The 21352-nt window shown below is 70.7% G+C and carries 16 protein-coding genes; 5 read left to right on the top strand and 11 right to left on the bottom strand.

Features of this window, described 5'->3' with window-relative positions; translation table 11 throughout:
* The first annotated feature begins 134 nt into the window (after positions 1 to 134).
* Entirely contained in the window at positions 135 to 4094 is a 3960-nt protein-coding gene (eccCa, locus tag ABZT14_RS24160; protein WP_356306210.1) for a type VII secretion protein EccCa, read from the top strand.
* Between the two features lie 107 nt (positions 4095 to 4201).
* Positions 4202 to 4435, top strand: coding sequence for a DUF397 domain-containing protein (locus ABZT14_RS24155; RefSeq protein WP_356306208.1), 234 nt, complete (start codon positions 4202 to 4204; stop codon positions 4433 to 4435).
* A gap of 292 nt (positions 4436 to 4727) precedes the next feature.
* On the opposite strand, the gene ABZT14_RS24150 is transcribed toward ABZT14_RS24155, so the two are convergent.
* From ABZT14_RS24150 to mycP, 3 genes are all read right to left on the bottom strand, one after another.
* The gene (locus ABZT14_RS24150) at positions 4728 to 5030 is read right to left on the bottom strand and encodes a WXG100 family type VII secretion target (protein ID WP_356306206.1); all 303 of its coding nucleotides are present in this window, start codon (positions 5028 to 5030) and stop codon (positions 4728 to 4730) included.
* Between the two features lie 56 nt (positions 5031 to 5086).
* Complete coding sequence (locus ABZT14_RS24145) at positions 5087 to 5464, bottom strand: WXG100 family type VII secretion target (RefSeq protein ID WP_356306204.1); 378 nt, start codon at positions 5462 to 5464, stop codon at positions 5087 to 5089.
* A gap of 341 nt (positions 5465 to 5805) precedes the next feature.
* Complete coding sequence (gene mycP / locus ABZT14_RS24140; protein WP_356306202.1) at positions 5806 to 7116, bottom strand: type VII secretion-associated serine protease mycosin; 1311 nt, start codon at positions 7114 to 7116, stop codon at positions 5806 to 5808.
* 341 nt (positions 7117 to 7457) lie between these two features.
* On the opposite strand from mycP, the gene eccE reads away from it, so the two are divergent.
* From eccE to ABZT14_RS24125, 3 genes are all read left to right on the top strand, one after another.
* Entirely contained in the window at positions 7458 to 8630 is a 1173-nt protein-coding gene (gene eccE, locus ABZT14_RS24135; RefSeq protein WP_356306200.1) for a type VII secretion protein EccE, read from the top strand.
* Positions 8630 to 9343, top strand: a complete 714-nt coding sequence (locus tag ABZT14_RS24130) for a hypothetical protein (RefSeq protein WP_356306197.1) — start codon at positions 8630 to 8632, stop codon at positions 9341 to 9343. The genes eccE and ABZT14_RS24130 overlap by 1 nt, the downstream gene beginning before the upstream one ends.
* 227 nt (positions 9344 to 9570) lie before the next feature.
* Entirely contained in the window at positions 9571 to 12144 is a 2574-nt protein-coding gene (locus ABZT14_RS24125; RefSeq protein WP_356306195.1) for an SCO5717 family growth-regulating ATPase, read from the top strand.
* A gap of 259 nt (positions 12145 to 12403) precedes the next feature.
* Here the strand turns inward: ABZT14_RS24125 and ABZT14_RS24120 are convergent, their stop codons facing one another.
* The 8 genes from ABZT14_RS24120 to rimP form a co-directional block, all read right to left on the bottom strand.
* A complete protein-coding gene (locus tag ABZT14_RS24120) occupies positions 12404 to 13354 on the bottom strand; it encodes a bifunctional riboflavin kinase/FAD synthetase (RefSeq protein ID WP_356306193.1) in 951 nt (316 codons plus the stop codon).
* 650 nt (positions 13355 to 14004) lie between these two features.
* On the bottom strand, positions 14005 to 14997 hold the full coding sequence (gene truB / locus ABZT14_RS24115) for a tRNA pseudouridine(55) synthase TruB (protein ID WP_356306191.1): 993 nt from the start codon (positions 14995 to 14997) through the stop codon (positions 14005 to 14007).
* Between the two features lie 3 nt (positions 14998 to 15000).
* On the bottom strand, positions 15001 to 15462 hold the full coding sequence (rbfA, locus tag ABZT14_RS24110; RefSeq protein WP_356306189.1) for a 30S ribosome-binding factor RbfA: 462 nt from the start codon (positions 15460 to 15462) through the stop codon (positions 15001 to 15003).
* A gap of 48 nt (positions 15463 to 15510) precedes the next feature.
* Positions 15511 to 15807, bottom strand: a complete 297-nt coding sequence (locus tag ABZT14_RS24105) for a DUF503 domain-containing protein (protein WP_356306187.1) — start codon at positions 15805 to 15807, stop codon at positions 15511 to 15513.
* 178 nt (positions 15808 to 15985) lie between these two features.
* Positions 15986 to 19012, bottom strand: coding sequence for a translation initiation factor IF-2 (gene infB, locus ABZT14_RS24100; RefSeq protein WP_356306185.1), 3027 nt, complete (start codon positions 19010 to 19012; stop codon positions 15986 to 15988).
* A gap of 152 nt (positions 19013 to 19164) precedes the next feature.
* A complete protein-coding gene (locus ABZT14_RS24095) occupies positions 19165 to 19470 on the bottom strand; it encodes a YlxR family protein (protein WP_356306245.1) in 306 nt (101 codons plus the stop codon).
* A 216-nt stretch (positions 19471 to 19686) separates the two neighbouring features.
* A complete protein-coding gene (gene nusA / locus ABZT14_RS24090; RefSeq protein WP_356306183.1) occupies positions 19687 to 20721 on the bottom strand; it encodes a transcription termination factor NusA in 1035 nt (344 codons plus the stop codon).
* 2 nt (positions 20722 to 20723) lie between these two features.
* Complete coding sequence (gene rimP, locus ABZT14_RS24085) at positions 20724 to 21263, bottom strand: ribosome maturation factor RimP (RefSeq protein ID WP_356306181.1); 540 nt, start codon at positions 21261 to 21263, stop codon at positions 20724 to 20726.
* Positions 21264 to 21352 lie beyond the last annotated feature (89 nt).

Raw genomic sequence — 21352 nt, 5'->3', positions numbered from 1 at the left:
CGCATACGGCGGGCGACACCCTACCGCCCCGGTTGTCTCATCGTGCCAGTAGGATCACCGTGCGCGACGGGCGGCTCCCTCGCGCAGGCGCCCGCTGAGGCAATTCCTCATCCGTACGGAGTGATTGGTCCCCCGTGAGCCAGATCGTCGTGAAGCGTCCCCCTCGGGCCCTGCCTTCGGACGTACCCAGCGAGGCTGTCCAGATCGAACCGCCTCCCGAACTGCCGCGCGGCCAGCAGGAGGGGATCCTCCTCCAGGTCGCGCCCATGCTGGGCATGGGTGGCTCGGTCGTCTTCTTCTTCATGACGGACATCCCGTTCATGCGGATCATGGGCATGGTCATGGCCGCCTCCACGATCGCGATGATCGTCGCGATGGTGATACGCATTCGCAAGGGCACCCAGGGCGAGATGGCCCAGCTCCGGCGGGACTACCTCAAGTACCTCGCGCAGACCCGTCGTCGGGTCCGCAAGACGGCGCGGCAGCAGCGGGACGCGCAGTTCTACCTGCACCCCGCCCCCGAGCAGTTGTGGGCCCTGGTGGCCGAGGGCAGCAGGGTGTGGGAACGGCGAGTGGCCGACCCGGACTTCGGGCAGGTACGCATCGGGTTGGGGGCGCAGCGCCTGGCCACCGAGCTGGTGCCGCCGCAGACCGCCCCGGCCGACGAGTTGGAGCCGCTCACCGCCGGGGCGATGCATCAGTTCATCCAGACGCACAACACCCTCGACGGCCTGCCCATGGCCGTCTCCCTGCGGGCCTTCTACCACCTGACCGTCTCCGGTGACCGGGACGCGGTGCACTCCACGGTGCGGGCCATGGTGTGCTCCGTCGCCGCGCTGCACTCCCCCGACGACCTGGTCGTCGCCGTGGCGGCGGGCGGCGACGCCGCGGCGCGACGGTGGGAGTGGGCCAAGTGGTTGCCGCATCTACAGATGTCCCAGGACATCGACGGTGCCGGCAGCCGACGCCTGATCACCGGTGATGTACTGGAGTTGGAGGGGCTGCTGGGGGGACGTCTGGACGGGCGGCCCCGCTTCAACGCCGAGGCGCACCCGGTGGTGGAGCAGCCCCACGTGCTGGTGGTGCTGGACAACGCGCTGGTTCCCCCCGGGACGGTGCTGGGGTCCCCGGAGGGCCTGCAGGGCGTGACCGTGCTGGAGGTGACCCCCGGTGAGATGGACGACCCCCGGGGTGGGCTGTCGGTACGGGTGCTGCCCGGGCAGTTGGAGCTGAGGTCCGGGCGCGGCATGGTCTACGAGGGGGTGCCCGACGAGTTGTCCCCGGAGGCCGCCGAGGCTCTGGCCCGGCAGTTGGCGCCGTTGCGGATGGGCACCGGGGGCGAGGACGACGAACCCCTGCTGGCCAAGCTGGAGTTCACCGACCTGCTGAACCTGGGGGACGCGGCGTCGGTGGACGTACGCCGCACCTGGCGGCCCCGCTCGCTGGCCGAACGGCTGCGGGTGCCCATCGGGGTGGGTGAGGACGGTCAGCCGGTGATGCTGGACCTGAAGGAGGCGGCCCAGGACGGCATGGGGCCCCACGGTCTGTGTGTGGGTGCCACCGGTTCGGGAAAGTCGGAGCTGCTGCGCACCCTGGTGCTGGGGCTGGCGGTCACCCACTCCTCGGAGACCCTCAACTTCGTGCTGGCGGACTTCAAGGGCGGCGCCACCTTCGCGGGGATGTCGCAGATGCCCCACGTCGCCGCTGTGATCACCAACCTGGCGGACGACCTGACCCTGGTGGACCGCATGGGCGACTCCATCCGTGGTGAGCTCAACCGTCGCCAGCAGATGCTGCGGGACGCGGGCAACTACGCCAACATCCACGACTACGAGAAGGCCCGCGCCGCCGGCGCGCCGTTGGCGCCGATCGCCTCGTTGGTGCTGGTGATCGACGAGTTCAGCGAACTCCTCACCGCCAAGCCCGACTTCATCGACATGTTCATCCAGATCGGCCGGATCGGCCGCTCGCTCGGGGTGCACCTGCTGCTGGCCTCGCAGCGTCTGGAGGAGGGCCGGCTGCGCGGTCTGGAGACCTACCTGTCGTACCGCGTGGGGCTGCGCACCTTCTCGGCGGCGGAGTCCCGGGTGGCGTTGGGGGTGCCGGACGCCTACCACCTGCCCTCGGTCCCCGGTTCGGGGTACCTGAAGTTCGGCACGGACGAGATGACGCGGTTCAAGGCCGCCTACGTCTCGGGGGTGTACCGCGACGGCACCTCCCCGGACCCCGACCTCGCCGGACCCGCACCGATCAGCCGCCAGCCGGTGCTGTTCACCGCCGCACCGGTACCGGTGCGGCACACGAGCCCCGACGCCGCCGTCCCCACGCCACGCCAGCCCGACGACGACGCGCTGGCCGACACGGTGCTGGACGTGGTGGTACGGCGCCTGGAGGGGCAGGGCACCCCGGCCCACCAGGTGTGGCTGCCGCCCCTGGAGAAGGCCGCGCCCCTGGACGAGCTGCTCCCGGGGCTGACGGTCACCCCCGAGAGGGGCCTGACGGTGGAGGACGAGCGTCTGCACGGACGGCTCACGGTGCCCCTGGGGCAGGTGGACAAGCCCTTCGAGCAGCGGCGTGACCCCCTGTTCCGGGACTTCTCCGGCGCCGCCGGCCACATGCTGGTCATCGGCGCCCCGCAGTCCGGCAAGTCCACCCTGATACGGACCCTGGTCGCCTCCTTCGCCCTCACCCACACTCCCGCCGAAGTGCAGTTCTACGGGCTGGACTTCGGCGGCGGGGGCATGTCGGCCGTCTCCGAGCTGCCCCACGTCGGCGGGGTCGCCTCCCGCCTCGACCCCGAGCGGGTGCGTCGTACGGTCGCCGAGGTCTACGGGGTGCTCACGCGGCGGGAGGAGTACTTCCGGGCGCACAGCATCGACTCCATCACCACCTTCCGCCGTCGGCGCGCACGGGGGGAGATCACCGACCAGCCCTGGGGCGACGTCTTCCTGCTGATCGACGGCTGGGCCAACTTCCGCATGGAGTACGAGCACCTGGACCCGGTGGTCAACGACCTGGCGGCCCGGGGCCTGGGGTACGGCATCCACGTGGTGATCACCGTCTCTCGCAGCATGGAGGTACGGGCCGGGCTCAAGGACCAGTTGATGAACCGGCTGGAGCTGCGGCTGGGCGACACCATGGACTCGGAGTTCGACCGTCGGGTGGCGGCGAACGTTCCCGCCGGAGTCCCCGGGCGGGGCCAGACCCCCGAGCGCCTGCACTTCATGGGTGCCCTGCCCCGGTTGGACGGCAGCGCCGAGCAGGAGGACCTCTCCGAGGCCACGGCGCAGCTGTGCCGTACCGTCCGCCAGCACTGGTCCGGCCCGTCCGCGCCGTCGGTGCGGCTGCTGCCCCGGGAGTTGTCCGCCGACCAGTTGCCGGCCGGTGGCGGCCCGGAGCGGGGGGTGGCCTTCGGGATCGACGAGACCAACCTGGAGCCGGTGTTCGTGGACTTCGACACCGACCCGTTCTTCCTGGTGTTCGGTGACAGCGAGTCCGGCAAGACCAACGTGCTGCGGCTGTTGGCGAAGCAGATCGCCGAACGGTATCCAGAGGGCAGCGCGCAGATCGTGGTGGGTGACTACCGCCGAGCGCTGCTGGGCGAGATCCCGGAGTCGCACCTGCTGGAGTACGCGCCGATGGCCAACTCCCTGGAGGGGCACATGAAGGCGCTCGCGGACCTGATGCGCCGGCGTGCCCCGGCGGACGACGTCACCCCGGAACAGCTGCGGGACCGCAGCTGGTGGCAGGGGCCGAGGATCTTCATCATCATCGACGACTACGAACTGGTCGCCACCTCCAGCGGCAACCCCCTGTCCCACCTGGTCGAACACTTCCCGTTCGCCCGGGACATCGGGGTGCACTTCATCATCGCCCGCAGCGCGGCCGGCGCCTCGCGGACCATGTTCGAGCCGGTGATGCAGCGCATCAAGGAACTGGGCGCCCAGGGGCTGGTGTTGTCCGGGGACCCGGGCGAGGGGGACATCCTCGGCAACGTACGGGCCCGTCCCATGCCCCCGGGTCGGGGGCACTTCGTCTCGCGCCGACGGGGCGCGCCGCTGGTCCAGGTGGCCTGGTTGCCGCACCGGATCTGAGAACGGCGTACGGGGGTCCGCCTCGCCCCGGACAATGGGGACGCGAAGCGGCAGCACCCGGCACCGTGCCCGCTCAGTGCCACACAACGAACGCAGGAAGGACATCCATGGGGACGCAGCAGGAGAAGGACGAGCTGTACGCGATGGACATCTCCGACGCCGTCTGGGAGAGCGCTCCCGGAGGGCCGGAGGAGGAGAAGGTGGAGATCGCCCACCTGCCGGGCGGGGCGGTGGCCATGCGTAACTCCAAGGACCCCGACACCGTGCTGCGGTACACGGCGGCTGAGTGGCACGCGTTCGTCCTCGGTGTCAGGGACGGGGAGTTCGACATCGAGCCGTGAGCCGTACCGCCCGAGGGTCACCCGTCCGTGGGCGGCGACGTCGCGCCCCGAACTCGCGTCACCGCGGCGCGGCTTCGGGGCGTCAGCCCTCCCTGGTGGCCGGACGGGTCGGGGTACGCGGCGGAACGTGCGGACCGCCCGGTGCCGGTAGCGGCGTGGTCGGGGCGGAGCCACCGGGGGAACCATACGAAGGGGCTGTGTGCCAGCGGCGTGGAGACGCCCACTGGTACACAGCCCCTGTCAACGCGCGGGCGGCCGGGGGTGAGGACCCTCGGCCGGGAGCCCGACGCGGTCACCCTCCGAAGAGGCCGGCCGCCTTCTTGTCGGTGGCGCGGTAGTCACCGGAGGCGACCTTGAGTTCGGCGGCGATGCTCAGCAGAACGTTCTGCAGGTGGTCGGCCTTGAGGTCCCAGGTGTGCTGCACCTGCCGGTAGACGGTCTTGGCCTCGCCCTCCCACACGTCGTCCACCTGACGGATGGCCGCCTGGATGTCCTCCAGGTCCTTGCGCAGGTGCTTGGCCTCGGTCTGGATCTGCTGTGCCGCCTCCTCCAGGGAGGAGTAGGTGACGGTGAGCTGTGACGGATCGTGGGCCATGTGCCCTCCCTACGGGCGATGGTGAAGATGGGAAAACTGTCGGACGTGGCCGGGGCTCAGTAGCGGTCGAGCTTGGAGGCCAGGCTGCCCTGGGTGCTGGAGTCGCCGGCCGAGGTGTTGGAGGACAGTCCCCCGTCGACACTGATCCCGTTCATGCGCTGCAGCACGTCGTCGTCGGTGTTTCCGCTGAGGGTGCGGGTGTCGTGGATCGAGTTCTTGAACCCGTCCAGCATCTTCGCCAGGGCCTGCACGTCCTGGTTGATCATCATCTGCTTGTGGTTGAAGGCGCTGGCGCCGACACCCTGCCACCGGCCCTCCTGGGCGTCGATGACCCTCTGGAGGGTGGCCACCCGGGCGCGGAAGGCGTGGAACTTCGCCTCCAGTTCGCCCTCCAGCTTCTTCAGGCTGACACCATTTACCTTCTGCACAGCCATAACGGAGTCTCTCCTTCTCTCGTGGTGCCCCCGTACTCCGCCGGCACGCAGACACAAGTTGCGCGGTCCATCGAGCCGTGAACCGTGTGGGGCGGACGTGCTGGTTCCGCAGCGCGGCGTCTGCCCGCCACCTGCCGTCCCGGCCGGTCCACAGCGTCCTACGTCCGTGTGGTCCGCCCGCCCTTCCCCCGTACGATCCGATCGACGGCGTCACGACCAGTGACACCCTAGTCACGACCGGGGCCGGCGCCAACTGCCCTTTCCTCGTTGGGGACTTGACCCCTGAGATACGCAAGGGCAAACCCCCGGGAATCCTCCACCCCGCTCAGCCCCGGGCCTGGTCACGCCTCCGCCGTGGTGGTCCGGCTGCTACGTCGGCGCCAGTCACGGACCACCAGCGCTCCCCCGGCGATCACCGCCACCAGCACTCCCCCCGAGATCAGCGCGTAGGTGCCCAACCGCTCGTTGCGTTCCTGGGCCGTCTCGCCCTCGGCCAGTTCGATCCGGTCCGGGGGCTTCCCCTGGGCCAGCCCCTCGTGAGCCACGGGGTTGTCGATCGGGTGGCTGTCCTCGGTGAGCGCGCGGACCGGGTCCACCACGCCCCAGCCGACGTTGCGGTCCCGCCTGTCGACCGAGCGTTCAGCGGTCTGCATGATCTGGGCGGAGATGTGGTGTGGCCGCCATTTCGGGTGCTTGGCCGCCAGCAGGGCGGCCACACCGGCGACGTACGGGGCGGCGAAGCTGGTGCCGTTGTCCGGGCAGTGCCCGGAGATGGGGACGGTGGAGACCATGTCCACGCCCGGGGCCGCGACGTCGACGAAGTCGCCGGCCTGGGAGAACGGGGCGCGTTCGTTGTTGCGGTCGGAGGCGCCGACCGCCAGCACGTTCTCGTAGGCGGCCGGATAGGTCTTCTTGACCTGACCGCCCAGCCCGTCGTTGCCGGCTGAGGCGACGACCACGGTGCCCCGGGACACCGCGTGGTTGACGGCCTGTTCCAGTGCCGAATCGCTCTCCAGGGGACGTTCGGTGTCCTGGGAGATGTTGATGACGTCCACCCGCTGACTCACCGCGTAGCGGATGGCCCTGGCCAGGGAATCGGTGTCTCCGTTGCCGTTCTCGTCGTTCTGGATGATCGGGATGACGGTGGCCCGGGGAGCCAGCCCCACGAACCCGGTCCCGTCCATCTTGCGGGCCGCGATGATCCCCGCCACCTTGGTGCCGTGGCCCACCCGGTCGGAGGTGCCGTTCTTCCTGCCGCGTGGAGGCCGCTGACCGTACTTGTCCTTGGAGAGCTTGGCGGGCAGGTAGTTGGCCCCGTTCTTGGTGTCCACCGCTTTCCTCAACTGTGGGTTCCGGGGGTCGACACCGGTGTCGATCACGGCGACCCGGGCGCCCTCGCCCTTGGTCTCCCGCCACAGGTCGCTGAGCATCACCCGTTGCAGGGACCAGGGGGTGCCCTTGGTCGGCCGGGAGCCGAACTGGCACTGGCCAGCACCCTCGGCGTGAGCGGTGGGGGCCACGGCGCCCAGCGCACTCACGGTCAGCGCCGTCGCCGCCACCACGGACCACGGCCGCCGGGCGCGGACACACCTCCGCACGATCGGCCACTTCGCGAAGGTGTAGGGCGAGCGCGTGCCCTGAGACGATGTCATCGCTGTCCGCTTCTCCCCGATCCTCAATGACGGTTGCCGGGTTCGAGGCGTACCACGGTGCCGGTCCGCCGAACCCGGCCCCTACTATGCCTGTCGGTAGTCGCGCACTCCCCCTCGGGTAAGGTGACGACGGCTCAACACCCTTGAAAAACAGGGCGAATCAGACAAGAGGGGGACAGCTGGCGATGCCAGGCGCCACCACCACGCGCGCAGCCGGAAGGGGTCACCGACAGCCGGCACCGACGCCGGCCCAGCCGGCCTCCCCGGCGCCGGCCACCAGAGCTCCGGCGTCCACCCTGCTACGGCCGGAACCCCGGACCAGCCGGGTCGGACCGTTTCAGTTGCAACAACTCGTACTGTTCCAACTGGCACTGGCCACCCTCCTCGTGGCCGCGGCGGTGCACCGCTGGCTGCTGGTACCGGCGCTGCTGGTCGCCGCCGCGCTGGTGCTGTTCGCCGTGCTGCGCAGGAACCAGCGGAGCCTGAGGGACTGGTACGCCACCCGCGCCGAACTGCGCGCACGGCAGCGCCTCGCCCAGGGGCCGCCGCCCAGCGACGTGGACCCGGGGCTGGCTCCGGTCGCCGAGTGCGTACCGGGCCTGCGCACCCACGGATACGTCGACCGGGACCGTCGCACCGTGGGCATGGTCGGCGACGGCACCTTCCTCACCACGGTCCTCCGCGTCGAGGCCAAGGTCAGCGCGCTACGCCCACCAGGGGGCTCCCGAGCCCTGCCCCTGCGTCTGCTCCACGACGCCCTGGAGGTCGACGGCATACGCCTGGCCTCCGTCCAGGTCGTCCAGCACGTACAGCCGGCGCCCGCGACCCACCTGCCGGCCCAGGCGGTCGCTCGTACCAGCTACGCGCCGCTCCAGGAACGCTGCGGGGCCCCGGCCATGCGGCTGATGTGGGTCGCCCTGCGGCTCGACCCCGAACTGTGCCCCGAGGCGGTGGAGGCCCGGGGCGGCGGCCAGGAGGGAGCGCAACGCTGTCTGCTGCGCGCGGCCGACCAGTTGGCCAGCCGGCTGGTCGGAAGCGGCTTCGCGGCGACGGTGCTGGCGGAGGACGAGTTGGTGGCCGCGCTGGCCACCTCGGCCTGCGTCAACCCGCTGGAGAGCGCCCGCGCCGCGCAACCGGGAAGCCCCTCGGTGCGGCGCACCGAGGAGTCCGCCCAGAGTTGGCGCTGCGACGACCGCCTGCACTCCTCGTACGCGGTCAGCGGCTGGCCCGAGCTGGGGCGCGCGGCGACGCCGCTGCCCCGACTGGTCTCCCTGATCACCTCGACTCCCACCCTGACCACCACGTTCAGCCTCACCCTGGGCCGGGGCAGGCTGCGGAACGCGGTCGGGGTGTCGGGCTGCGTACGGGTCACCGCCCGCTCACCCGAGGAACTCACCCAGGCCCGACGGCACCTGGAGCACAGCGCCCGGGACGCCGGGGTCGGGCTGACCCGGCTGGACCGGGAGCAACTCCCCGGCGTACTGGCCACGTTGCCGCTGGGAGGCACCCACTGATGGTCACCACACCTCGCGGGCTACAGGGCCCCCGACGTGCCCGCCACGTGATGTCCGCCCAGGACCTGGGCGCGCTCACCCTGCCCATCGGCGACGACGGCGTGGTGGTCGGCGAGGACGCGGGCGGACGCCCGGCGATCCTCAGCTTCCACCACCCCGCCCCGTACGACGTGGTGTTGATCGGCGGACTGTGGACCGCCCAGGCGCTGGTCCTGCGCTGCGCGGGCACCGGGAGCAGGGTCGCGGTGGAGACCGGGCGCTCCCCGGCCTGGACCGGTCTGGCCCGGGCGGCCGGCGTCGGCGCGGGTGCGGGGGTGGACTACGTGACGGTTCACGACGTGGGCCAGGTCCCCCCGATGGGCCCGACGGTGGGCAGCCCGGTCCTGGTCGTGAGGGACTGCGGGATGCGTCCGCCCCGGGGGCGGGTGGCCTCGGCGGCCTGGCAGTCCGTCCTGACCCTGTTGCCGTACTTCAGTCCGTCGGCACCGCGTCTGATGGCTGGGGCCTCGCTGGTGGGCGTACAGCGGGTCTCTCCCGAAGAGGCCCGCGAGATCGGCCGGTTGATGTCCCTGCCCGCCGAGGACGTGGAGGCGCTGCCCACGCTGGGGGACGGCGTCACCCTGTGGTGCACCCGTCGCGACCGCCAGTACGTGGTCACCACACCCACCGACCCCGAGTCGGGTCTGCTGGGTGTCGCCCGACGGCTCGACTGAGTACGGAACCCGTCGCGTGGAGGGCCTCAATCCGGTCCCGACGGAGTTCGTTACACCGGTGTTGAAAAGCCTGTGACCTGCACCGTCACCGTACCCGGAAACCCGGGAACGTCGAGGTGGCCGGCCGCTGCCGGATCGCTCTGCCCACCGTTGCTCACGGCGACTACGCTGGGGCCGGCGTGAAGTAGTCCATTATCCGGTTACTGACCGGTTCGGCAGGAGGCGTTGTGAGCAGCGATCGGGATGAGATCCGCGTCGGGGAGCATGAGCCCGATACCGGTCGGCTCGAATCGGACAGTGATTCTGGACGTGAGTCGACGGGGCAGTTCACCATCGACTACACGCCCCCGGCCTGGTACACGGAGGAGGAAGGGCGTTCCTCGGGTGAGGAGTCGGCGTCCTCGGACGGGGACCGGACCCAGCACGGCGGTATCCCGGACGACGGCGGGGAGTTGCCGGCGATGCCGGCCACGGCGCCTCCCCTCCCCTCCTTCAGCCCGGACGCCGCGGAGGTCCGGGACGAGGAGCCGAACCGGAGCGGGGACCAGGAGCCGGAGGGGAACGCGGGGGCTCCTCTCGTCTCCGAGACGCCCCAGGACGCCGTCTCCGACCACACGTTCACCTTCACCCCGCCGAAGGACATCGCGGGGCGGCGGGCCGGAGCCGAGGACTCGGACGAGGCGTCCCGGACCGAAGAACCGCGCGCTGCCGACGCCGGAGCGGCGGAGGACACCGCGGAGAACGACGACGAGGTGGGGGGCCACTCCACCATGCGCTTCTACGTGGGCGACGTGAAGCGCCAACTGGCCGAACGGGAGGGCCCCTTGCCCTCCGGGGGCACTTCTTCCGAGGAGCCGGCCGACCGGATTCCCGAGTCCCACACACGCGAGGTGCCGACGCCGCCCCAGGGCCTGGGGCCGGACCCCCGGGCGGAGCGGCCCGCACCCGAGCCCGAGGACGCTCGGCCGGCCGAACCCCAGGACGCTCCGCCGTCCACGCCGCAGCCCGAGGACGCGTGGGCGCCCTCTTCCGGTCAGGGGCTTCCGCAGGGCCTTCCCCCGTTGCCGCCCCACTACCAGCCCGCCTCGATAAGTGACGCGGTGAGCGCTCCGATGTCGCAGCGTTCGGTCAGTCCCGGACAGGCCGGCCACACTCCCGGACAGCAGCCTGCCGGTCCGCAGCCACCGGCCGCGCCAACGCCCCCGGCAGAGGTTCAGCAGGGCCCGTCGAGCGCGCCGAACGCCCCCCTTCCGGGGCCTCCGTGGCAGGGCGACGGTCAGACGCCGCCCACCCCCTCCCCCACGCCTCCTGCTGCCGGTTCGCACCCCGCGCCCCAGCAGCAGGGCTACGGCTATCCCCAGGGCCAGCTCCCCGCACAGCGGACGGAGGGTTACGGCTACCCGCAGGGCCAGGAAAGCGGGTACGGGTACCCCCAGGGACATCCGGGCGCCCAGCAGCCCGGGGGGCCCCAGCGGTCCGCCCTCCCGGCGGCGAACCAGGTGCCCCAGCCGCCCGCCGTGCCCTCGCCGCCGCCTCCGTCGCAGCCGCAGCAGGGCGGTGTTCCGGTGCCTCCCACCGGCCTGCCGTCCCAGGCCCAGCCACCCCAGCAGGGCTTCCCGGGAGGCCCGCCGATGCCCGGCCAACCGCAGGGCGGTCCGGGGCTGCCCGCGCCCCTGGACTCCCAGGGTGGCGGTCCGTCGACACAGCAGCCGCAGAGCAACACCCAGCTGGGGTACACCGCCAACGTCGAGTTGACCTCGGACCGGCTGATCAACCAGAAGAAGAAGCCCAAGCCCCAGTCCGGGCGCTCCTTCTTCCGGTTCGGGGGCAAGGCGGCCGAGGAGGAGCGGCAGCGCAAGCTGTCCCTCATCCGCACGCCGGTGCTCTCCTGCTACCGCATCGCCGTGATCAGCCTCAAGGGCGGCGTGGGGAAGACGACGACCACCACGGCTCTGGGGTCGACGCTCGCGACCGAGCGGCAGGACAAGGTCATCGCCATCGACGCCAACCCCGACGCGGGCACGCTGGGCCGCCGGGTGCGCCGGGAGACCGGTGCGACCATCCGTGACCTGGTGACGGCCATCCCCTACCTGAACAGCTACATGGACATCCGCCGGTTCACCTCCCAGGCCCCGTCGGGTCTGGAGATCCTGGCGAACGACGTCGACCCGGCCGTCTCCACGACCTTCAACGACCAGGACTACCGCCGGGTGATCGACGTCCTGGGCAAGCAGTACCCGATCATCCTCACCGACTCGGGTACGGGCCTCCTCTACAGCGCCATGCGTGGAGTACTCGACCTGGCCGACCAGTTGATCATCATCTCCACCCCGTCCGTGGACGGGGCGTCCAGCGCCAGCACCACCCTGGACTGGCTGGCCGCGCACGGCTACGGAGATCTGGTGCGGCGGAGCGTCACGGTGATCTCCGGCGTCCGGGAGACCGGAAAGATGATCAAGGTCGACGACATCGTCAACCACTTCGAGACCCGGTGCCGTGGCGTGGTCGTCATCCCGTTCGACGAGCACCTGGCCGCCGGAGCCGAACTGGACCTGGAGCTGATGCGACCCAAGACCAGGGACGCGTACTTCAACCTGTCGGCGATGATCGCCGAGGACTTCTCCCGGGCCCAGAAGGAACAGGGGTTGTGGACCGGTGGTGCGGGCGCCCCACCCCCGCAACTGGCTCCCCCACTGCCCGGGCAGGGCGGTTACCCGGGGCAGGCCGGCGCACCGCAGCAGCTGCCGCAGGGCGGCCAGTACCCGCAGCCGCCCGGTATGGGGCAGCAACAGGGCTGGTGACCGTACGCGTCGGCACAGCGCCGTCGGCGCTGGCCTCGCGAGCCGGTGTCACGTGAGGGGGGTGGGACCCGGTTCGGTCCCACCCCCCTCACGTGGACGGCGCGGGGCACCGACGGTGCGTACCGCGCCGTCCACGCGTCAGAGAAGGACGACCGTTGAGGGCCGAGGCGCGTCAGTACCGTTCCGGCGTGGACGCCGCGTGAGGCCCCGGTCGGAGTGGGGCGTGGGGACCGGTCGTTCGCGACCGGTCTGCCGGGACTCAGTGGCGGTCAGCCCGGGCCACCAGGGCGCGGGCGCGATCCACGTCGTGGGCCATGCGTTCCAGCAGGGCGTCAAGGGTCTCGAACTTCTCCTGGCCTCGCAGGAAGGCGAGGAACTCCACGGCCACGTGGAGCCCGTACAGGTCCAGGCCGACACGGTCGATGGCGTACGCCTCGACGGTGCGCTCGGTGCCGTCGAACTGTGGGTTGGTGCCCACGGAGATCGCGGCCGGCATCGCCTCCCCCTCCACCACCAGCCAGCCGGCGTAGACCCCGTCCGCAGGGACGGCGGTGTGGGGCAGGGTCTCCACGTTGGCCGTCGGGTAGCCGAGTTCGCGCCCACGCTGGGCGCCCCGTACCACCACGCCCTCCACCCGGTGGGGACGCCCCAACACCCGCGCGGCGTCGGCGACGTCGCCGGCGGCGATCAGGCGCCGTACCAGGGTGGAGGAGTAGGGCTGGCCGTCCCGCCCCTCTCCGGCGCCGAGGTCGAGGACGGTCACGTCGAAGTCGTAGGTGTCGCCCAGTTCCTCCAGCAGCGCGACGTCACCGGCGGCCCGGTGGCCGAACCGGAAGTTCGGCCCCTCCACCACGGAGCGGGCGTGAAGCTTCTCTACGAGGATCTTCACCACGAAATCGGCGGGTGACAGCTTGGAGAACCCGGCGGTGAACGGGATCACCAGCACGGCGTCCACGCCCAGTTCCGCCATCAGTTCGGCCCTGCGCGGGTGCGGCGCGAGCAGTGGGGGATGGCTTCCCGGCCGTACCACCTCGTTGGGGTGCGGATCGAAGGTGACGACCACCGAGGGCAGTCCCAGTTGGCGGGCGCGCTCGACCGTACGGCCGATGATCAGCTGGTGGCCACGGTGTACCCCGTCGTAGGAGCCGATGGTGACAACGCTTCGCCCCCAACCCTCGGGGATGTCCTCCAAGCCACGCCAGCGCTGCACCGTGCCTGCTCCTTGCCTTGTGAGTTCCCTGCGTTCGCCGCTCCAAGACTGCCATGCCGCTGGTCCTGACCATGCATCGGACCCGTGTCCGCACGGCGTTCGCGGCGACGGCGCCCCAGAGCCCCGAGCCGGTCCCGGAACACCGTCCGTTCGGCTGCGTCGTCGCGGCCACGAGAGCGGCGACGGGGCGCCACCGCGAGCGCAACGCCCTTGCCACGCCGGTCACTTCCGCCACCGCCGCGCACCGCGTCGACGGCGCGGGGGCGCGCACCAGAGCGCGGGCGGCACGCTGAAGGCGGACGGGGGAGAACGCCAGTGCCCCCGAGCAACGCGCGTCCTCCGTGCGCCCCGGAGGTGCAACCGCCGCTCAGACGGGGAAGTGAATGCTTGGCTCCAAATGGATATGGAGACAAAGAAATAAGGAGGGGAGCCGTGGGGTGGACCATCGAACCCAGTGATCCGCCCCACGGTCAACTCCCTCCAGTCCCCAGGACGTTGGCGGGAGTTGCCCACCGGGAGCCAGTGGTTCCGACCACACGCCGGAGGCTCTCGGAAGGTCGGAGCAACGCGTACCGGGCCCGAGGACTTCCGGGAACCGCCCCCACCGCCTCGTACGTGCTTAGACAGGCCAGCACCGGTGTCGGCGGGTATCAGACGAAGACGGCCAGGCTCTTGGACCTACCGTCGTGCCGCTCTACCAGGGCCAGGAACTCCCCGCCCGGCCCGAACACTGCCACCGGACCTCCCTCACCCACCTCGGGCATCGGGATGCGCGCACCGTTGCCCAGCAACCGCGCGTGCTCGGCGTTCACCCGCCACTGGGGGAACGCGGCAGCGGCGGCATCGCCCAGGGGGATCACCGGCATCCCCCGTCCCGGCTCCCACTCCTGGTCCCGGTCACCGGACCGCTCCGACGGCGCGCCCTCCTCCGCCTCGGCCCGCGCCTCGTCCACGCCCTTCTGCAACTCCTCCAGCCCTCGGGCCGCGTCCAGTCCGTAGGGGCCGACCCGGGTACGCCGCAGCGCGGTCAGGTGGCCGCCCACTCCGAGGTCGGCACCCAGGTCGCGGGCCAGGGCGCGTACGTAGGTGCCCGAAGAGCACACCACCGAGACCAGCAGGTCCACCACGGGGCTGCCGTCGTCGGTGCTCTCCTCGTGGAAGGCGTGCAGGTCGAAGCGGGAGACCGTGACCGTCCGTGCGGCCAACTCCACCTCTTCCCCCTCGCGGACCCGCGCGTAGGAACGCTTGCCGTCCACCTTCACCGCGCTGACCTTCGAGGGAACCTGCTTGATCTCACCGGTGAGCCTGGCGATCGCCTCCTCGACCCGTTTCCGGGTCACCCCGGCCACCGGCTCGGTGGCCAGTACCTCGCCCTCGGCGTCGTCCGTGACCGTCGCCTGTCCCAGGCGCACCGTGGCCACGTACTCCTTCTCCGTGAGCGCCAGGTGCCCCAGGAGCCGCGTCGCCCGCTCCAGGCCCACCACCAGCACCCCGGTGGCCAGGGGGTCCAGTGTCCCCGCGTGGCCGACGCGTCGGGTACGGGCCATCCCACGGACCTTCGCCACGATGTCGTGTGAGGTGAATCCCGACGGCTTGTCGACGATCAGCAACCCGCCGGGACCGTTGTCACGCTTCCTCGCCATGGGTCAGGCGCCCTCGTCCCCTGGGGTCCGTTCCGACTCGTCGTCCGTCGCCGGCTTGGCGTAGGGATCCGCGTCCCCCGCGTAGGTGGCTCCGGTGGAGCGCTCGCGTACCTCGGCGTCAGCCGCCCTCGCCCGGTCCAGGAGATCGTCGATGGTGCGGGCGTTCTCCGGCAGGGCATCCAGCACGAAGGTCAGCGAGGGGGTGTGCCGCACCCCGGTCTGCCTGCCGACCTCGGAACGGAGCACCCCCTTGGCGCTCTCCAGGGCGGCTGCCGAGGAGACGCGTTCCTCCTCGTCGCCGTACACGGTGTAGAAGACCGTGGCCTCCCTGAGGTCACCGGTCACCCTGGCGTCGGTGACCGTGACATAGCCGAGCCGTGGGTCCTTGATACGTCGCTGGAGCGTCTCGGCGACCACGACCCTGATGCGGTCAGCGAGTTTGCGTGCCCGCGCGGTGTCGGCCATGCGCTTCTTCCTCTTCTCGGTACGAACGGGCCACCGGGGCCCGCCTTGTTACTCGTCTTCATCTCCGTGGAAGCGCCGTCGGACCGACAGCAACTCCACCTCTGGACGTGCGGCGACCATGCGCTCGCAAGCGTCCAGCACCTCAGTGATGTGGGCCGGGTCCCCGGAGACCACACCCAGGCCGATCACGGCCCTTCGATACAGGTCCTGCTCCCCCACTTCCGCGGCACTCACCGCGTACTTCCGTCGCAGCTCGGCGACGAGGGGGCGGACCACGGAACGCTTCTGCTTCAACGACCGTACGTCGCCCAACAGAAGATCGAACGACAGGGTTCCGAAATACATGCGGTACGGGTCAGAGCCGACCCGGAAGGCCTCGTCAGACGTCCCGTCGATCAACGGGACAGCAGCACGGTACACGGCGCGCTCAGGGTGATCGAGGGAATTGCGGTACGAGGGGTGGCCCCACGCGGTACGGGGCCGCCGACGCACCGAGTGCGCCGACGGCCCCGTCACCTGGGGATCAGCCGCGCGGCTTCTCCCTCATCTCGTAGGTGGCGATGACGTCGTCCACCTTGATGTCGTTGTAGCTGCCGAGGTTGATACCGCCCTCGAAGCCTTCCCGAATCTCGGTGACGTCGTCCTTGAAGCGGCGCAGACCCTCGATGTTGAGGTTCTCCGCGACGACCTTGCCGTCACGCAGCAGCCGCGCCTTGGTGTTCCTCTTGACCTCACCGCTGCGGATGAGGACACCGGCGATGTTGCCCAGCTTGGAGGAGCGGAAGACCTCGCGGATCTCCGCGGTGCCCAGCTCGACCTCCTCGTACTCGGGCTTGAGCATCCCCTTCAGGGCCGCCTCGATCTCCTCGATGACCTGGTAGATCACCGAGTAGTAGCGGACGTCGACACCCTCGCGCTCGGCCATCTGCGTCGCGCGCCCCTCGGCACGGACGTTGAAGCCGATCACGATGGCGTCGGAACCCGTCGCCAGGTCGATGTCCGTCTCGGTGACGGCACCGACGCCGCGGTGAAGGATCCTCAGGTCGACCTCGTCGCCGACGTCCAGCTGCAGCAGCGAGGACTCCAGGGCCTCGACCGAACCGGAGGCGTCGCCCTTGATGATGAGGTTGAGCTGCTGGACCTCGCCGGCCTTGAGCACCTTGTCCAGGTCCTCCAGGGAGACCCGGCGGGTGCGCTTGGCGAAGGCCGCGTTCCGCTCACGGGCGGCACGCTTCTCGGCGATCTGGCGGGCGGTCCGGTCCTCGTTCACGACCAGGAAGTTGTCACCGGCGCCGGGCACGTTGGTCAGACCCAGTACCAGTACGGGCGTTGAGGGGCCCGCTTCCTTGATGTTCTCGCCCTTGTCGTCGAGCATCGCGCGCACCCGGCCGTAGGCGTCGCCGACCACCATGGTGTCGCCGACCCGCAGGGTGCCCCGCTGTACGAGCACGGTCGCCACGGCGCCGCGTCCCCGGTCCAGGTGCGCCTCGATGGCGATGCCCTGGGCGTCCTGGTCGGGGTTGGCCCGCAGGTCGAGCGCCGCGTCCGCGGTCAGCACCACGGCCTCCAGCAGGGAGTCGATGTTCTCCCCCTGCTTGGCGGAGATGTCCACGAACATGGTCTCGCCGCCGTACTCCTCGGCGACGAGGCCGTACTCGGTCAGCTGACCGCGCACCTTGGTGGGGTCGGCGCCCTCGACGTCGATCTTGTTGACCGCCACCACGATCGGCACGTCCGCGGCCTTGGCGTGGTTCAACGCCTCGATGGTCTGCGGCATCACACCGTCGTTGGCCGCGACCACCAGGATCGCGATGTCCGTGGACTTGGCACCACGGGCACGCATGGCGGTGAACGCCTCGTGACCAGGGGTGTCAATGAAGGTGAGCTTGCGCTCCTCACCGTTCACATCGGTGGCCGCCTGGTAGGCGCCGATGTGCTGGGTGATGCCGCCGGCCTCGCCCTCGATGACGTTGGTCTTGCGGATGGCGTCCAGCAGTCGCGTCTTACCGTGGTCGACGTGACCCATGACGGTCACCACCGGCGGACGCGGCACCAGCGCCTTCTCGCCGCCCTCGTCCTCGCCGAACTCGATGTCGAAGGACTCGAGCAGCTCGCGGTCCTCCTCCTCCGGGCTGACGATCTGGACGACGTAGTTCATCTCCTCGCCCAGCAGGTGCAGGGTCTCGTCGGAGACGGACTGAGTGGCGGTCACCATCTCGCCCAGGTTGAACATCACCTGCACCAGCGAAGCCGGGTTGGCGTTGATCTTCTCCGCGAAGTCCGTCAGCGAGGCACCACGGGAGAGACGCACCGTCTCGCCCTTGCCGCGCGGCAGCATCACGCCACCCACCGACGGCGCCTGCATCTGCTCGTACTCCTGGCGACGCTGCCGCTTCGACTTGCGGCCACGACGTGCCGGGCCGCCGGGGCGACCGAAGGCGCCCTGCGTGCCACCACGGCCACCGGGACCACCGGGACGACCGCCGAAACCGGGGCGACCGCCGAAGCCGCCACCACCCGGACGACCGGCGAAGCCGCCACCGCCACCGCCGCCACCGGGACGACCACGGCCGGCGAAGCCGCCACCGCCGCCGCCGCGACCGGGAGCACCGCCCGGACGGCCACCGCCGCCAGCGGGGCCACCACGGCCCGGGCCGCCGCCAGGACGACCGCCCGCAGCGGGACGCTGCGGCATCATGCCCGGGTTCGGCCGGTTACCGCCGCCCGGACGGGGAGCGCCACCCTGACCGCCCTGCGGACGGGGCATGTTGCCCGGGCTGGGACGAGCACCACCGGGCGCCTGGGGACGGGGACCGCCACCCTGCGGACGGGGGCCGCCACCGCCCTGGCCGGGCGCACCACCGGGACGCGGGGCGCCTCCCGGACGGGGCGCCTGCGGACGCGCCATGCCGGTGGAACCACCGGAGGTGAAGGGGTTGTTTCCGGGACGAGGCCCGGACGGCCGCGCGCCGGGCTTCGGGGCCTGCCCGCCACCGGGCTTGGGGCCCTGGCCCTGGCCTCGGCCCTGACCGGGCTTCGGCGCCTGGCTCGGCTTGGGAGCACCCGGCTTGGGTGCGTTGCTCGCCGCCGCGGGGGAGGTGAACTCCGGCTTGGACGGCGCGGCCGGCTGCGCGGGCCCCGGCTTGGGACCCGGCGTGGGCCGGGGGCCTGGGGCGGGCGCGGCGCTCGGCTGTTCCTTCACGACGTCCGCGACGTCGTCGCTCGGCTTGGCGGGAGCAGCCGGCTTCGGGGCGGCCGGCTTGGGAGCACCCGGCTTGGGTGCGGAGGTCTTCGCGGTAGCGCCCGGCTTGGGGGCACCTGGCTTGGGGGCGGCCGTCTTGCGCGACGCCGCCTGCTTCGACGAGGACTTCTTGGCGCCGCCGGCGCCACCGTCCGCGTCGAACGCGTCAGTGAGTTTGCGTACGACCGGCGCCTCAATCGTCGAGGACGCCGAACGGACGAATTCGCCAAGTTCTTGGAGCTTGGCCATGACGACCTTGCTCTCTACTCCGAACTCCTTGGCGAGTTCGTATACCCGGACCTTAGCCACTTCGCTCCTTTACGGTCCGGGGTAGTCGTTCCGCCGGACCTTCGCTACTTCATGGGCGTACTCATCGCGTACTCATCGAGTGCTCATCGCAATCTCGACCTACTTCCAACTCGCGAGGTACCTAGCCCGCGCGGGGTTCCACACGGGTCGTCTTACGTGTCTATCGGACGCTGCGCCGATCCCTGTTCCAGACGCTCCACGTCATGGAACAACTCCGTGGTGTCAAGCGGTCCCCCACTCCGAAGAGCCCTGGGGAACGCCCGGCGCCGGAGGGCCGAGTCAAGGCAGGTCACCTTGGGGTGCACATAGGCACCCCGACCGGGCAGCGTACCGCGATGATCGGGGACGCACCGCCCCTCGCTCAACACCACACGCAGCAGATCGTCCTTGACGGATCGCCCTCGGCACCCCACACACATGCGTTCAGGGCGCGCTCGAGGGCACGTCCGGCCAGACAGATTCAATCCTACCTCCCCGCTCCACCCGTCTGTTGCCGGGTGTGAGCGCCGATCCACGTTTCAGCCAGCCACCGGGTCGCCCGAGGCCCTCAGCGGTCCAGTACCTCGCGCACCGTCGCAGCGCACAAGCCTGGCCCCAGGGCGTGCGGCCGTCGCCGCCCGCCCTGAATCCGGGAAGGAGACACCACGGCGACAGACGAAGGGTCTGGAGCGGTGTCAGCTCTCCTCGGTGGGCTCGACGACGGAGGACCGCCCCTCGTCGGAAGCCGCTCCCTGGCCCTCGGTGTCCGGTCGGATGTCGATACGCCACCCCGTCAAACGGGCCGCCAGGCGGGCGTTCTGCCCTTCCTTGCCGATGGCCAGGGAAAGCTGATAGTCGGGGACGACCACCCGGGCCGACCGGGACGCCAGGTCGATGACCTCCACCTTGCTCACCCTCGCCGGGGAGAGCGCGTTGGCCACCAACTCTGCCGGGTCCTCGGACCAGTCGACGATGTCGATCTTCTCACCCTGCAACTCGGCCATGACGTTGCGGACGCGACCGCCCATGGGGCCGATGCAGGCACCCTTGGCGTTCAGCCCGGTCCTGGTCGACCGCACCGCGATCTTCGTACGGTGGCCCGCCTCACGGGCGATGGCCGCGATCTCCACGGCCCCCTCCGCGATCTCCGGGACCTCGAGGGCGAACAGCTTCTTCACCAGGTTGGGGTGGGTGCGGGAAAGGGTGACCGAAGGTCCACGCACGCCCTTGGCGACCCTCACCACGTAGGTGCGCAGCCTCGTGCCATGGGCGTAGTCCTCGCCCGGCACCTGTTCCTGGGGCGGGAGGATGGCCTCCAGCTTGCCGATGTCCACCAGCACGCTCTTGGGGTCCTTGCCCTGCTGGACCACGCCGGTGACCACGTCGCCCTCGCGCCCCGCGTACTCGCCGAAGGTGACTTCCTCCTCGGCGTCGCGCAGACGCTGCAGGATGACCTGCTTCGCCGTGGTCGCCGCGATGCGGCCGAAACCCGAGGGGGTGTCGTCGAACTCGCGCGGCTCGGCGCCCTCTTCGAGGTCCTCCGCGTCCTCCTTGGCCCACACCGTCACGTGACCGCTCTTGCGGTCCAACTCCACACGTGCGTTGCGCCGGCTGCCCTCGGTGCGGTGGTAGGCGATCAGCAGTGCTGACTCGATGGCCTCCACCAACAGGTCGAAGGAGATCTCCTTCTCCCTGACCAGTCCCCGTAGGGCGCTCATGTCGATGTCCACGGCTACGCTTCCTCCTGCTCCTCGTCGGCCGCGGACACACGTGCTGCCTTCTCAGCGGCCTTGCGGTTGAACTCGATCTCGACACGGGCCCTGACGATGTCCCCGAAGGCCAGGCGTCGGTCCGTTGGCTTGCGCCCCTTCACTCCGGGCACTTCAAGGTCGAGGCCCTCGTCGTCGACGCTCATGATGCGGGCCACCAGTTCGCCGCCCCCCGCCGGCTCGTTCAGGGTGGCCCTCATCAGCCGCCCCCTGGCCCGGCGGTAGTGGCGCAACTCGGTCAGCGGTCGTTCGGCACCCGGGGAAGTGACCTCCAGGACGTACGGGGCCCCGCCCATCGCGTCCTGATCGTCCAGCACCGTGGACAGCGAGCGGCTCAGCTCCGCGCAGGTGTCCAGCTCCACGCCCTCGTCGGAGTCGACGACCACTCTGAGGACTCTGCGCTTGCCCGCCGGTGTCACCTCGATCTCCTCGAGGTCCAGCCCCTGTTCGGTCACGAGCGGCTCCAGTAGTCCTCGCAGCCTCTCGTGCTGGGTGGTGCTCATCCGGGTGACTCCTCGGCCGCGTCTGCTGTTGTGGGGCGTCGTGACTTTCCGGGGGCAAGCGTAGCGCGTCCGGGGGGCTCCGCCGACCG

The sequence above is a fragment of the Streptomyces sp. NPDC005438 genome, from assembly GCF_040606315.1.
Taxonomy (GTDB): Bacteria; Actinomycetota; Actinomycetes; order Streptomycetales; family Streptomycetaceae; genus Streptomyces.
The sequence above is the reverse complement of the archived record's forward strand: the minus strand, read 5'-3'. Positions and strand labels throughout refer to the sequence as shown.